Raw genomic sequence first — 13,752 nt, 5'->3', positions numbered from 1 at the left:
TATTAATAAAATGGGAGTCTCATGAAAATCATCATTGCACCGGATTCTTTCAAAGAAAGTTTAACCGCCATGCAAGTGGCTCAGGCCATAGAAAAAGGCTTTCAACAGGTATTCTCTTCGGCGGAATACCTGAAATTGCCTATGGCCGATGGTGGTGAAGGAACCGTGCAATCTATGGTGGATGCCACCCAAGGAGAAATTGTTGAAGTGGAAGTCACTGGGCCTTTGGGTGATAAAGTGCTTGCTCATTATGGTATTTTAGGCGGTTCGGATAGGGCTGAAAAGGCTGTAGCTGTCATTGAAATGGCCTCTGCGTCAGGTTTGCATTTGGTGCCCCGTGCGCAACGTGATCCCTATGTTACAACCAGTTATGGAACCGGCGAATTAATTAAAGACGTTTTAGATCGTGGCATTGAGCATATTATCCTGGGCTTAGGAGGAAGTGCGACAAATGATGCCGGATTAGGTATGGCGCAAGCTTTAGGAATTCGGCTTTTAGATGTTTCTGGTCACCCTCTTGGTGCTGGTGGTTTGGCATTAATGGATCTTGAAACGGTGGATCTTAGTCAATGTCACCCTAAATTGGCACATTGTCAGATAGAAGTCGCATGTGATGTAACCAATCCCTTGTGTGGTGAAAATGGTGCATCGGCGATTTTTGGTCCACAAAAAGGTGCTACCCAGGACATGATTAATAAATTGGATGCAGCACTTGGTCATTTTGCAGATGTGATGACTAAATCGGGCTTTTTGGATCAGCGAGATGTTCCCGGTGTCGGTGCAGCGGGAGGCATGGGCTTTGCCATGAAAAGTCTGTTAAATGCCGAATTAAAGCCTGGCATTGCCATTGTTATGCAAGCGGTAAATTTTGCTCAACAGCTTCAAGGGGCGGATTTGGTAATCACAGGAGAAGGCAGAATAGATGGACAAACTGTGTTTGGTAAAACGCCGATGGGGGTGCTCACACAAGCCAACCTGGCTAAAGTACCTTGTATTGCGATTGCGGGTTGTTTTGGTGATGGCGCGCAAGCCATTTTGGAACAAGGCATGAAAGCTATTTTCCCTATTATTCCGGGATTGGCTGAATTGGATCAGGTGTTGTCCGAAGCAGAGCAAAACCTGACTTTTACCGCAAGAAACATTGCGGCAAGTATGGCGTTAGCCCAACAATTGAACGCGCAATGAAGGCCATTTACTTACCAATACAGAAAGAACCAAAGATGCGCCCGAGTAAGTCATCACTGGTAAAGGCGCCAGTGATCTCACTTAAAGCTTGTTGGGCTTCTTTCAAATCTTCTGCTAACAGCTCACCTGCCCCATAGCCATGCAATTGTTCATGACCTGCTGCTAAAAAGCGATTGGCTTTATTGAGGGCTTCAATATGACGACGACGTGCAATGAAGCCCCCTTCTGTGGTGCTATCAAAGCCCATCACTTTCTTTAAATGTTCGGTTAAGGTCGTTACCCCTTCACCCGTTTTAGCCGATAGTGAGATGACGGGAATGCCCTGATGTTCTTCAATACCAATGTGGCCTTGAGTTAAATCCACTTTATTACGTATTAAGGTTAGGTGTTTGCTGTGCCCTAATTGCGCCATGAATTCTGGCCAAATTTGATGTGGATCTTTTGAATCAACCGATTGGCTGTCGACCATCATAAGAATGCGGTCCGCTTTGTGAATTTCATCCCACGCTCGTTGAATACCTATACGCTCCACTTCGTCAGGGCTATCACGTAAACCTGCAGTATCTATTATATGTAATGGCATACCATCTAGATGTATCTGCTCTCGCAAAACGTCCCTTGTGGTGCCTTCAATGTTGGTGACAATGGCAGATTCTTTACCAGATAGCGCATTTAATAAACTGGATTTACCGGCATTGGGACGCCCAGCTATGACCACATTCATGCCCTCTCGGAGTAAGGCACCTTGATTGGCTTCTTTGAGTACCGATTGCAATTTGTGTTGGATGTCTGCCAATTGACTGGCGACCTTGCCATCGCCAATAAAGTCGATTTCTTCTTCTGGAAAGTCGATGGCGGCTTCTACGTAAATTCGTAAATGGATGAGGGCTTCAACTAACTCATCAACGCGCTTAGAGAACGCCCCTTGTAACGAACGTAGAGCGCATTTTGCGGCTTGTTCTGAGGTACTGTCGATCAGATCGGCAATGGCTTCTGCTTGAGTTAAGTCCATTTTATCATTCATGAAGGCGCGTTCAGAGAATTCACCTGGCCGTGCCAAACGTGCCCCTAGGCTCAAACAGTAACTGAGCAACATATCCATGATGACAGGACCACCATGGCCTTGTAATTCAAATACGTCTTCACCAGTAAAAGAGTTGGGGCCAGGAAAATATATCGCCAACCCCATGTCCAACTGTTCACCATCTGCTTGCTTAAAAGGCCCATAATGGGCATAGCGTGGTTTAGGTTCAAAGCCAATAATACGTTTGGCGATAGCGAGACTGTATGGACCTGATAAACGAATAATGCCTACGCCTCCTCGTCCAGGCGCGGTAGCTTGAGCGGCAATCGTGTCTTGGTCGGTGGCGTATTGAAAATCCGTCATAGTTAAGCTCTGAGTTTATTTAAATGGGCTGAATGTGTTTGCAAACGAAATATAGCAAGGTAAACGTAAAAAGGCTTCCGAGAAGGAAGCCTTTTATATGGATCAAGCTGTTTTTTTATCCTAGCTTTCTTTCTCAATACGTTTAGTAATCACATACTGTTGAAGAATCGACAAGGTATTGTTGGTTACCCAGTAAAGCACCAGACCTGCAGGGAACCATAGGAAGAAGATAGAGAATGCTACTGGCATTATCTTCATAATACGCGCTTGCATTGGATCTGGAGGTGTTGGGTTCAAAGCTTGTTGTACAAACATACTGATACCCATCAAGATTGGCAGGATGAAATAAGGGTCCATTACTGACAAGTCGTTAATCCACAAGATGAAAGGCGCTTGACGTAATTCAACGGATTCCATTAACACCCAGTACAAGGCTAAGAAAACCGGCATCTGTACCAGAATAGGCAAACAACCACCCAATGGGTTGATTTTCTCTTTCTTATACAGCTCCATCATGGCTTGTGACATTTTCTGGCGATCGTCGCCATACTTGTCTTTTAACTTAGCGATTTCTGGGCCGAACTTACGCATTTTCGCCATGGAACGATAGCTTGCTGCTGATAACTTGAAGAAGATGGCTTTTACCACCACTACAACCAAGATGATAGCGACCCCCCAATTCACTACGAAAGATTGAATCATGGTCAGCAACCAGAACAATGGCTTAGCAAGCCACCATAACATGCCGTAATCTACGGTTAGATCTAGGTTTTCTGCAGTTGCTTCTAGCTGATCCTGTAGTTTGGGTCCCACATAGAAAGTGGCACTCATGGTACCTTGTTTACCTGCCGCAATTTCTACTGGGTCAGCAGCGAAACCTATGAAGTTGTATCTCTCGTTTTTACGAGCCTGTAATGTTACCTCTTGACCTTGTTCAGGTACCCAAGCAGAAACAAAATAGTGCTGTAGTACAGCCACCCAACCTTTATTGGTTGAAATTTTTATTGGATTTTTTTCATTTTCATCAATTTCTTTTTTAGTTGGGAACTCATCAAAAGAAATTTTGCTATATTTGGTTTCTTCATCAGAAATGGCGCCACCTAGATAAGGTTGAAGGCCCATACTGCTGCTTTTACTTGGATCAGGTGAGTTATCACGCATGATCTGAGCAAACAAATTACCACGCCATGTGTTCGCTGATGTGTTATCCACGGTAATCAACTGGCGAATACGGTAAGTACCTTTGGTAAAACGGAAGGTTTTGGTGTATTTCACACCGTCTGCGTCTGTGTAATACAGGTTTACGTCTAGACTATTATCCCCTTTTTTTAATTGATAAGAGGTTTGCTCTGTTTGATAGACGGGACGACCTTCATCTGAAGCATCAGGGCCGTTAGTGCCGATCAAACCACTTTGTGTGATGTAAGTGCGTTCTGCGTCGTCTTGAAGAATCACATAAGGATCGGGTTGTCCCAATTCTTTGTTGTATTGCAATAAAGCAGCTTCAACTAGATCGCCGCCAACAGGATTGATGGCAACACGCAGTGTATCCGTGGTGACTTCAATTAACTTTCCTGGGGCGATTTGGCTGACATTTTGAGGAATTTCACTGTTGGCATTGGCACTTTCTTGTGTCGCCAACGGCAAATAGTCATTAATTTGAGTAGTTGTCTCGGTTTGAGACTGGGAATTTTGAGCCACACTTTGTGTCGGTTGTTGACCGTAATCTTGGTTCCACTTTAAGAACAGCATGTAACTACTGATAAAAAGCGCGCCCCATAAAAAGTAACGTCTGAAATCCATGGTATTCAACTAATTTGTTTGGTTAGACAAATAGGTTCGGTGAACCTTTAGAAAAATCACGCGCTATTAAACCAGCCTTTGGCATTTTTTTCAGCCTATTTCTGTTGAGAATGGGTGCGTTTTTTTATTTTGCCCGGATTTTTTGCCTTTTTAGCCAGTTGTTGCCAAGCTTTTTCCAGACGCTCGGTTAAGATTTGGTTGTCTAACTCTTTAATGCCATTGCGAGCAAGAAAGACAATGTCTAAACCGGCTAGAGGGGGTTTGTGGTGACGAAAGGATTCCCTTACCAAGCGTTTAATTCGATTTCGACCCACTGCGGTTTTATCGGTTTTTTTAGACACAATTAAACCTAACCTAGCTTGGTTGTCGTTTCGTTTGTGAGCTAATAAAAGAAATTCGCCTGCAAAGGCTTTAGCAGATGTGTCGTTAAATACGGATTGATAATCCCCGGCACTCAGAAGTCTGACTTGCCGGGGAAAACAATAATCGGTCATCAGCGGTATTAGGCGCTTAGAGCCTTACGACCACGAGCACGACGACGAGCGATTACTTGACGTCCGCCTTTAGTTGCCATGCGAGCACGGAAACCGTGGTTACGTTTACGTTTTAGTACGCTAGGTTGAAACGTTCTTTTCATTTTAATTTCTCTCACTGAAGCAGTGTTTCAGTTTTGAGGGTTAGCGTTCGCCAAGCCTCGACATTTGATTGTCAAATCAGGGCGCGAATTTTAGAGCCTTTCCTTAGCAATTTCAATGCCTTGATCGGTTTTTATTGATAAAAAATTAACCACATGAGCTCTCCATTTGTTATTCACAGGAAAATACAAGCTTAGTGGATAACATTTTCTAAAAATTAAGTAGTTATTCACATTTTTCTTTTGATAGAGAATTATTTCTTTAAAAACAATTATTTAAAATTGCATTTTTCCGTGGAAAAGCACATAAGAGTTAACGAAACCCTGTTAGTAAGTTGGGGTTTTATGCACAGAATAGTTTTTTTATCTACCGTTGTGTATAACTATCTTTGTTATTAACAAATTTGACGAAGGGTTTGCCTTAGTTTTTTTTTACATAATGTGTGGATAACTCAATTTATCCAAGGTAAAATCCGCTTCTTATCTGTCACTCGACCAGGGAGAACGTTTACAGTGTCTTTGGAACATTGGAATCTGTGTTTGCAACGTTTGCAGAGTGAGTTTTCCACATCTCAGTTCAATACATGGATTCGTCCACTTGAAGCCGAAATGCTGGCAAGCGGTGAATTGTGCCTAAGTGCACCAAATCGTTTTGTGTTGGATTGGGTGAGTAACAAATATCAAACTCGCATTAAAGAGTTATTGTCGGAATTTGCTGGCAGTGATCCTGTTCCCGCATTAACTTTGGTGGTTAAGTCTCAGGGGTTTACTGCAACGACTTCGGCGCCGCCACCTCCGCCTATTAATCATGCGCCACCTGTCAGTCCTTTGAATACCGAAACGGTATCTGAATCGGGTTATCGTCCTGGTTTTGGTTTGATGGATGAAGAAGAAACATCCCATGCTGATTTGGAATTTGAAGCCCCGTTAACCCTTTCTTCTGAAGGACTGAAAGGCGATCCGGAACCATACGAACAAGGCCAATTGCCATTAACAGCACCGAAACGCAAAGTGCAGGTAGAAGGCGGTATCAACCACGGCGCAAATTTGAATAATTCCTTTACCTTTGACAACTTTGTTGAAGGTAAATCTAATCAGTTGGCCCATGCCGCTGCTCTTCAGGTCGCTGAGAACCCTGGTGGTGCCTATAACCCACTCTTTATTTATGGTGGTGTGGGCTTGGGTAAAACCCACTTAATGCAAGCGGTGGGGACTGAGTTGATGCGTCATAATCCGAATGCCAAAGTGGTGTATTTGCATTCTGAGCGCTTTGTGGCAGACATGGTTAAAGCACTTCAGCTCAATGCCATCAATGATTTTAAACGTTATTATCGTTCCGTAGATGCCCTATTGATTGATGATATTCAGTTTTTCGCCGGAAAAGACCGCACTCAAGAAGAATTTTTCCATACCTTTAATGCCTTACTAGAAGGCGGTCAGCAAATGATATTGACTTGTGATCGCTATCCTAAAGAAATTCAAGGTCTGGAAGACAGATTAAAATCTCGTTTTGGTTGGGGTTTAACGGTTGCCATTGAACCACCTGAATTAGAAACTCGAGTGGCCATTTTAATGCGCAAAGCGGATGAAAGCGGTATTAAGTTGTCTTATGATTCGGCTTTTTTCATTGCGCAAAAGATACGCTCCAATGTACGTGAATTAGAAGGGGCTTTAAAGCGCGTGATTGCCAACTCGCATTTTACTGGTCGTGCTATCACGCCTGATTTTGTTCGTGAGTCATTAAAAGACCTTTTGGCCTTGCAAGACAAGCTGGTAAACATTGATAATATTCAGCGCATCGTGGCGGAATATTATAAAATCAAAATCAGTGATTTATTATCGAAACGCCGCAGTCGATCTGTGGCTCGTCCACGTCAAGTCGCCATGTCTTTAGCGAAAGAATTGACCAATCATAGCTTGCCGGAGATTGGCGATGCCTTTGGCGGTCGCGATCATACCACGGCGTTGCATGCGATCCGCAAAATAAAAGAACTACAAGACACGGATTCGGAAATCCGTGAAGATTACAAACAATTGATGCGAATTTTGACCACCTGATGGTCTAAGACTATGAGTTTACGAGGAAAATAATGAAATTTTCAGTCGTCCGCGAGACCCTTCTTAAACCACTTCAACTAGTGGCAGGCGTTGTCGAACGCAAACAAACCATGCCAGTACTGGCCAATGTGTTAGTGGAAGTGAAAGACCAAGTGTTGACCTTAACTGGGTCTGACTTGGAAGTAGAGCTGGTGGGTCATGTGCCACTGGATGAATGCGAAGAAGGCCGCATTACTGTGCCTGCTCGTAAGTTGATGGACATTTGTAAAAGTCTGCCTGACAGTGCTGTTATTGAGTTTACATTAGACGAGCAAAAAGCTGTGATTCGTTCTGGTCGTTCGCGCTTTAGTCTTTCAACCTTGCCAGCGGATGAATTCCCGAATATTCAAGATATGCAAGGTGACCTGACGGTATCCATAGCCCAAAATAACGTACGTCGTTTGATTGATCGTACAGGTTTTGCAATGGCTAACCAAGATGTTCGCTATTACTTGAATGGCATGTTGTTGGAAGTGGCTGATGGTCAATTACGTGTTGTAGCGACGGACGGCCACCGTTTGGCAACGGCTGTGGAAGACGCTCAAGTGAGTGGTGATCTAACGCAAGTCATTGTGCCACGTAAAGGTGTGTTAGAGCTAAATCGTTTACTGAGTGACACTGATGAAGCAGTTGAACTCATTATTGGAGCCAATCATATTCGTGCCAAAGTGGCGGATTACGTGTTCACTTCTAAGTTAGTAGACGGTAAATTCCCCGATTATCATCGTGTGATTCCACGTAATAACGAAAAAATTGTTGTTGCCGATCGTTTGGAATTGCGACAAGTATTTCTGCGCGCTTCGATATTGTCCAATGAAAAATATCGCGGTGTACGTTTAATTTTATCCAATGGTATGTTGCAAGTGTTCGCTAACAATCCAGAACAAGAGGAAGCGGAAGAGTCTGTGTTGGTGCAATATCAGGGTGACAACATGGAAGTGGGCTTCAATGTAGGTTACTTGTTGGATGTATTAGGTGTTGTGGATTCTCAAGAAGTACGTTTGTCTTTGAACGATTCTAATTCCAGTGCCTTAATTGAAGAAGCACAAAGTCACGCAGCGCAATATGTTGTGATGCCGATGCGTCTTTAAGAAGAATTGCTTGCCCGCTTAATATGATAAGTGGGCTTTTCCTACCCAGATTTAGGTTCAAAGACTATGCCACTTGAGCGTTTGGACATTTCTCATGTTCGCAACTTGTCCAGTGTGCGCTTTGAACCTTCGCCTCAAGTTAATCTGATTGTCGGTGCTAATGGCAGTGGTAAGACTTCTGTGCTGGAAGCCATTTATTTATTGTCGTTTGGTCGCTCGTTTCGCAGTCATAAACACAAAACTTATATTCAATATGATAATGAAGCTTGTTTGATCTTTGCTCAGTTAGCGCAGGCAGACGGTCGTACTGCTCGTGTGGGGCTGCAACGTCATCGTGATGGTCAAATTGATGTACGTATTCAAGGACAGCGTGCGCAGTCTGTGTTGGAACTGGCGGAACGTTTACCTGTGCAATTGATTAATCCAGATGCCTTCCGATTATTAGAGGGTTCTCCAAGTATTCGTCGGCAATTTATTGATTGGGGCGTGTTTCATTTTGATTTGGAGTTTATTTCTGCATGGAGAGGTTGGCAAAAAGCATTAAAACAGCGGAATACCTTGCTCAGACGTGGTAAAATTACCGCCAGTTTGTTATCCGCTTTTGATCAGGAATTGATTCGATTGGGTGAGCAGGTCAATTTGTCGAGAAAAGCGTACGTGGATAAGCTTACGCCACTTTTTCATCAAGTGTTGTCCTTGCTAACGCAAGCATTGAAGGTGGAGCTGTCATTTTATCAAGGTTGGGATGCACAGAAATCATTGCAAATGGCCATAGAGGCCGGTCGCGAACGAGATATAGAGCTGGGTTATACCCACAGCGGTCCGCAGCGCGCCGATTTACGAGTGAAAACTACCACAGGAGATGCATTGGACACCCTGTCCCGTGGTCAACAAAAGTTGGTGGTATCCGCCTTGAAAATTGCCCAAGGGCAATTGCTGATAGATATGGGACGTCCATTGGTATTTTTAGTGGACGACTTACCAGCGGAATTGGATGCTCAGCATAGACAAAAGTTGTGTCAGTTGCTGGAGTCCTTGAACAGCCAAATTTTTATTACCAGTGTTGAGCCTGACACAACGGATTTTACTTGGGCCGACAGCACAGATGTTCGCCAATTTGTAATGCAACAAGGCGAATTATCGTCATTGAGCAAAGGTTTGCAGGAGAGTTAAATGAGTGAAAATAATTATGATTCGTCCAGTATCAAGGTGCTCAAAGGGCTTGATGCCGTTCGTAAACGTCCCGGTATGTATATTGGTGACACGGATGATGGCACAGGTTTGCACCATATGGTGTTCGAAGTGGTGGATAATTCCATTGATGAAGCCTTAGCCGGCCATTGTGACACCATTACTGTGTTGATCCACCCAGACGAATCTATCTCTGTCTCGGATAATGGTCGTGGTATTCCTGTCGACATGCACGAAGAAGAAGGTGTCTCGGCGGCTGAAGTTATCATGACGGTACTGCACGCTGGTGGTAAATTTGACGACAATTCTTATAAAGTCTCTGGTGGCCTTCACGGTGTAGGGGTTTCTGTAGTTAATGCTTTGTCTGAAAACTTAACCTTAACAATTCGAAAAGAAGGCAAAATCTATGAACAAAACTATGTTCATGGTGTACCGCAAGCGCCACTTGCTATCATAGGCGATACTGATGGTGCCGGCACCACAGTGCACTTCAAACCTTCTGCTGAAACCTTCAGCAATATTGTTTTTGTTTACGATATTTTAGCGAAACGTCTTCGTGAATTGTCTTTCTTGAACTCCGGAGTGGCAATTCATCTGAAAGATGAGCGTACTGGTAAGGAAGAGTTTTTTAACTACGAAGGCGGCTTACGTTCTTTCGTGGAACACTTGAATACCAATAAAACACCGATCAATGATATTTTTCACTTCATTTGTCAGCGGGATGACTTGGAAGACGGTATTGCGGTAGAAGTGGCATTGCAATGGAACGAAGGTTTCCAGGAAAACATTTATTGCTACACCAACAACATTCCGCAGCGTGATGGCGGAACTCACTTAGCAGGCTTCCGTGGTGCTCTTACCCGAACTTTGAATAACTTTATTGAGTCGGAAGGCTTAGCAAAGAAACAAAAAGTAGCCACCACAGGTGATGATTCTCGTGAAGGTTTGACGGCCATTGTGTCGGTGAAAGTACCTGATCCTAAGTTCTCTTCGCAGACCAAAGATAAGCTGGTTTCCTCTGAGGTGAAAACTGCAGTAGAACAAGAAATGGCGAAACGTTTTGCTGAATACCTGCTTGAGAAGCCAAATGAAGCCAAAATTATTGTTAATAAAATGATTGATGCGGCTCGAGCCCGTGAAGCAGCGCGTCGCGCACGAGATATGACACGTCGTAAAGGTGCGCTTGATATCGCAGGTTTGCCAGGTAAACTGGCTGACTGCCAAGAGAAAGACCCTGCTCTTTCTGAAATTTACCTGGTGGAGGGTGACTCTGCAGGTGGTTCGGCAAAACAAGGCCGTGATAGACGTACACAAGCTATCTTGCCACTTAAAGGTAAGATTTTGAACGTCGAAAAGGCACGCTTTGATAAAATGTTGTCTTCTGCTGAAGTGGGCACTCTGATTACTGCCTTGGGTTGTGGTATAGGCCGTGATGAATTTAATGCCGATAAATTGCGTTACCACAGCATTGTTATTATGACGGATGCTGATGTGGATGGTTCTCACATTCGTACCCTACTGTTGACCTTTTTCTTCCGTCAAATGCCAGAAATCATCGAACGTGGTCATGTGTTCATCGCACAACCTCCACTGTTTAAGATCAAACGCGGTAAGCAAGAGCAATACATCAAAGATGAGCATGCTTTAGAGCAGCATTTGATTGAAGTGGCTTTGGATGGTGCACGTATGTTTGTGAACGAAGATGCGCCAGGCATTCAAGGTGAGCCACTGGCGAAATTGGTGCGTGATTATATTCTCATTGAAGAAGATATTGATCGCTTGGCAAGAGTGTATCCTAAAGACGTAATGAGCAAGCTTCTGTACTGTAAAGACTTGACTCAAGATCATCTGAAAGACGAGTCTGCTGTATCTGCTTGGGTAGAAGAAATTCGTCAACAAATGCCCGTTGATGCTCGTACTGGTTTCCGCTTTGACTTTGCCGTGGAAAAAGACGAAGAACGTAATTTGTACTTACCTGTGGTAGATATCATGTCACATGGTGTGTCTAACCGTTATCGTTTTGAAGCGGCTTTCTTCAATTCTCCTGAATACAAGCGCATGGTGGAAATGTCTCAAACCATTGCAGAGCTCTTTAGTGAAGAGTCCTTCATTCAGCGTGGCGAGCGTCGCCAACCTGTGACTAAGATTGAAGACATGAAAGCTTGGTTGATGAAAGAAGCATCTCGCGGTATGACAATTCAGCGCTACAAAGGACTAGGTGAAATGAACCCAGACCAGCTATGGGAAACTACCATGGACCCAGATGCCCGTCGTATGTTGCGAGTTACCATTGATGATGCTGTGGCTGCGGATCAAATGTTCACTACCCTAATGGGGGATGAGGTTGAGCCCCGTCGTAACTTCATTCAAGATAATGCGTTAACCGTTGCTAATCTTGATGTATAAACAAGATTGAAGCTAAATGCTGTCAATAGTTAAAGACCTGATCTAGTTTCTTCTGAAGCTAAAAAAAGCCCAATTCATAGTATACGGATTGGGCTTTTTGTTGTTTCACTCTATTAAAACGAGCTAAAAGGGTTATCTAGCATTATAGAGCGGCTTTGATGCTGTCTACGATAGGTGTTGTTGGACGACCAATCAAAGTGCTTAGATCTTTACTTTCGCTGTATAGAGCACCTTTCGAAGCGCCTACGTCAGAATCTGCAAGAATGTCTGCAAAGGCTTCTGGTAGACCAGCACCGATCAAAACCTTAGCGTATTCTGCTGCTGGAAGGTCCTGGTAAACTACTGTTTTACCAGTTACTTCAGAAATTGCAGCTGCGTATTCTGCTAACGTGAAGGCTTGATCACCTGCTAATTCATAGACTTTGCCTGCTTGGTTTTCTGATGTGATAACCACTGCGGCCGCTTCAGCATAGTCTAGTCGAGTAGCCGTAGAGAATTTACCTTCACCTGCACTGCCCAATACCGCGCCGTGTTCCAATGCCATGCCAATGGCTGCTGTGTAGTTTTCTGAGTACCAAGCATTGCGCAACAAGGCATAAGGTATACCAGAATCTGCCAAAGCATTTTCGGTTTGTACATGTTCTGCAGCTAATGCTATAGGTGAGTTTTGAGCATCCAACACGCTGGTATATGCAAGTAACTCAACTCCAGCTTGTTTGGCTGCATCAATCACGTTTTTGTGTTGAGGTAGGCGTTGGCCTACTTCACTGGAAGAGACTAAAACTACTCGCTTAACGCCTTCAAATGCTGCGTTTAATGACGCTGAATCAGAGTAATCGGCTTTGCGAACTACCACGCCTTGATCAGCAAGCGCTTGCGCTTTTTCTGGTGAACGTACCGCTGCTACGATTTGGTTGGCTGGTGTACCACGTTTGATTAGGTTGTTAACGATTAGGTTACCGAGTTGGCCTGTTGCACCTGTGACTAAAATCATAATGTTTCTCCTATTGAGTCTTTGTTTTAACTTGATGAAAAGCAGCATACATCACTAACAAACTTTTGGTAAGTACATACATAAAAGTAAGTATAAAATTAATGACTCTTTTTTTGATAATAGACTTTCTATCGTTGGAATATTTGTTAAAAAGTAAGTATTCACTTGGTTTTATAGACTATAAAACCTTATTTTTCTTGTTTGGCTTGTTGGTTTTAGGGCAAGAGGCACAGAAATTACCGTCTGCTCTACGAAAGTGTAAACAACAGGTTTGACGAATAAACACAGGTGTTTGGCTTGTTTGATTGTCTTTTAATCTCTGTATAGATTTAACGGGAAGTGCTAAGAAATCTGCCCAGAGTCGGTATTCAGCTTTTAAATCAAATTCACCGTGAGCTTGTTGATTTTCTTGTTGCCTATAACTTTGCAGATACAACATGGTTTCAATTAGCTGGTCAGCCAATAAGGCTTGATAGAGCATTGGGCGACCGCCCTGCTGAACTATCAATTCTGACTGATAGGATTGGAATAAAAGATGTAGATTTTGACCTAGGTGTTCTATCAAAGCTTCATGTGAAATTTTGTCGAGCCATTGATCGTCTGCCAGTAGATATCCGCAAATCATCTCTCCCACTTGTTTCTGCTTGATATTGGCCATGTTACTAGGCACGGCGCGTAAGTAATAGACACAGATTAAGGCTAAATATATAGGTTGCCAGCAAAGTAGAGTCCAGCAGCGAATACGCCAGTAAGGCGCACCCGTTTCCGGATGCGCCTTACTGAGAGTGTGATGGAGAGAAGTGATGAGTTCTGTCACGTTAGGCCAAGACTGGGGGGAATCTGATCCCGTCTTGGCTGTTTCTAAATGATGCGTTTGGCTGGGTCGTTGACCATCCAATACGGGAATCAAATGTCGAGCAGTATGAAATAACTCATCTAGATAAGACTCCATCTAGTTTGTATC

At 43.7% G+C, this 13,752-nt stretch carries 11 protein-coding genes; 5 read left to right on the top strand and 6 right to left on the bottom strand.

Annotated elements, in window-relative coordinates:
* Positions 1–21: 21 nt before the first annotated feature.
* Positions 22–1,185 carry a glycerate kinase gene (locus ABXS85_RS11795; protein ID WP_353666732.1) on the top strand — a complete coding sequence of 388 codons (1,164 nt, stop codon included), beginning with the start codon at positions 22–24 and terminating at the stop codon, positions 1,183–1,185.
* A 7-nt stretch (positions 1,186–1,192) separates the two neighbouring features.
* On the opposite strand, the gene mnmE is transcribed toward ABXS85_RS11795, so the two are convergent.
* From mnmE to rpmH, 4 genes are all read right to left on the bottom strand, one after another.
* A complete protein-coding gene (mnmE, locus tag ABXS85_RS11790) occupies positions 1,193–2,572 on the bottom strand; it encodes a tRNA uridine-5-carboxymethylaminomethyl(34) synthesis GTPase MnmE (protein WP_353666731.1) in 1,380 nt (459 codons plus the stop codon).
* Between the two features lie 120 nt (positions 2,573–2,692).
* Positions 2,693–4,375, bottom strand: a complete 1,683-nt coding sequence (yidC, locus tag ABXS85_RS11785; protein ID WP_353666730.1) for a membrane protein insertase YidC — start codon at positions 4,373–4,375, stop codon at positions 2,693–2,695.
* A 95-nt stretch (positions 4,376–4,470) separates the two neighbouring features.
* Complete coding sequence (gene rnpA, locus ABXS85_RS11780) at positions 4,471–4,869, bottom strand: ribonuclease P protein component (protein WP_353666729.1); 399 nt, start codon at positions 4,867–4,869, stop codon at positions 4,471–4,473.
* A gap of 8 nt (positions 4,870–4,877) precedes the next feature.
* On the bottom strand, positions 4,878–5,012 hold the full coding sequence (rpmH, locus tag ABXS85_RS11775) for a 50S ribosomal protein L34 (RefSeq protein ID WP_013663328.1): 135 nt from the start codon (positions 5,010–5,012) through the stop codon (positions 4,878–4,880).
* Positions 5,013–5,522: 510 nt separating this feature from the next.
* On the opposite strand from rpmH, the gene dnaA reads away from it, so the two are divergent.
* The 4 genes from dnaA to gyrB all read left to right on the top strand — a co-directional run bounded on the left by dnaA (position 5,523) and on the right by gyrB (position 11,794).
* Positions 5,523–7,067: a chromosomal replication initiator protein DnaA gene (gene dnaA, locus ABXS85_RS11770; RefSeq protein WP_353666728.1), complete on the top strand. Its 1,545-nt coding sequence runs from the start codon at positions 5,523–5,525 to the stop codon at positions 7,065–7,067.
* A 32-nt stretch (positions 7,068–7,099) separates the two neighbouring features.
* Positions 7,100–8,197, top strand: coding sequence for a DNA polymerase III subunit beta (dnaN, locus tag ABXS85_RS11765; RefSeq protein ID WP_353666727.1), 1,098 nt, complete (start codon positions 7,100–7,102; stop codon positions 8,195–8,197).
* Between the two features lie 66 nt (positions 8,198–8,263).
* A complete protein-coding gene (gene recF / locus ABXS85_RS11760; RefSeq protein ID WP_353666726.1) occupies positions 8,264–9,370 on the top strand; it encodes a DNA replication/repair protein RecF in 1,107 nt (368 codons plus the stop codon).
* Complete coding sequence (gene gyrB, locus ABXS85_RS11755; RefSeq protein WP_353666725.1) at positions 9,371–11,794, top strand: DNA topoisomerase (ATP-hydrolyzing) subunit B; 2,424 nt, start codon at positions 9,371–9,373, stop codon at positions 11,792–11,794.
* Positions 11,795–11,936: 142 nt separating this feature from the next.
* Here the strand turns inward: gyrB and ABXS85_RS11750 are convergent, their stop codons facing one another.
* Complete coding sequence (locus tag ABXS85_RS11750; protein ID WP_353666724.1) at positions 11,937–12,788, bottom strand: SDR family oxidoreductase; 852 nt, start codon at positions 12,786–12,788, stop codon at positions 11,937–11,939.
* Positions 12,789–12,966: 178 nt separating this feature from the next.
* Positions 12,967–13,740 carry a siderophore ferric iron reductase gene (locus ABXS85_RS11745; protein WP_353666723.1) on the bottom strand — a complete coding sequence of 258 codons (774 nt, stop codon included), beginning with the start codon at positions 13,738–13,740 and terminating at the stop codon, positions 12,967–12,969.
* Positions 13,741–13,752 lie beyond the last annotated feature (12 nt).

The sequence above is a fragment of the Marinomonas sp. THO17 genome (assembly GCF_040436405.1).
GTDB lineage: Bacteria > Pseudomonadota > Gammaproteobacteria > Pseudomonadales > Marinomonadaceae > Marinomonas.
This window is presented reverse-complemented; position numbering and strand designations above follow the sequence as displayed.

Coding starts and splice junctions, on each gene's coding strand:
- ABXS85_RS11795 (WP_353666732.1), top strand. CDS start 22: ATGAAAATCATCATTGCACCGGATTCTTTCAAAGAAAGTTTAACCGCC.
- mnmE (WP_353666731.1), bottom strand. CDS start 2,572: ATGACGGATTTTCAATACGCCACCGACCAAGACACGATTGCCGCTCAA.
- yidC (WP_353666730.1), bottom strand. CDS start 4,375: ATGGATTTCAGACGTTACTTTTTATGGGGCGCGCTTTTTATCAGTAGT.
- rnpA (WP_353666729.1), bottom strand. CDS start 4,869: ATGACCGATTATTGTTTTCCCCGGCAAGTCAGACTTCTGAGTGCCGGG.
- rpmH (WP_013663328.1), bottom strand. CDS start 5,012: ATGAAAAGAACGTTTCAACCTAGCGTACTAAAACGTAAACGTAACCAC.
- dnaN (WP_353666727.1), top strand. CDS start 7,100: ATGAAATTTTCAGTCGTCCGCGAGACCCTTCTTAAACCACTTCAACTA.
- recF (WP_353666726.1), top strand. CDS start 8,264: ATGCCACTTGAGCGTTTGGACATTTCTCATGTTCGCAACTTGTCCAGT.
- gyrB (WP_353666725.1), top strand. CDS start 9,371: ATGAGTGAAAATAATTATGATTCGTCCAGTATCAAGGTGCTCAAAGGG.
- ABXS85_RS11750 (WP_353666724.1), bottom strand. CDS start 12,788: ATGATTTTAGTCACAGGTGCAACAGGCCAACTCGGTAACCTAATCGTT.
- ABXS85_RS11745 (WP_353666723.1), bottom strand. CDS start 13,740: ATGGAGTCTTATCTAGATGAGTTATTTCATACTGCTCGACATTTGATT.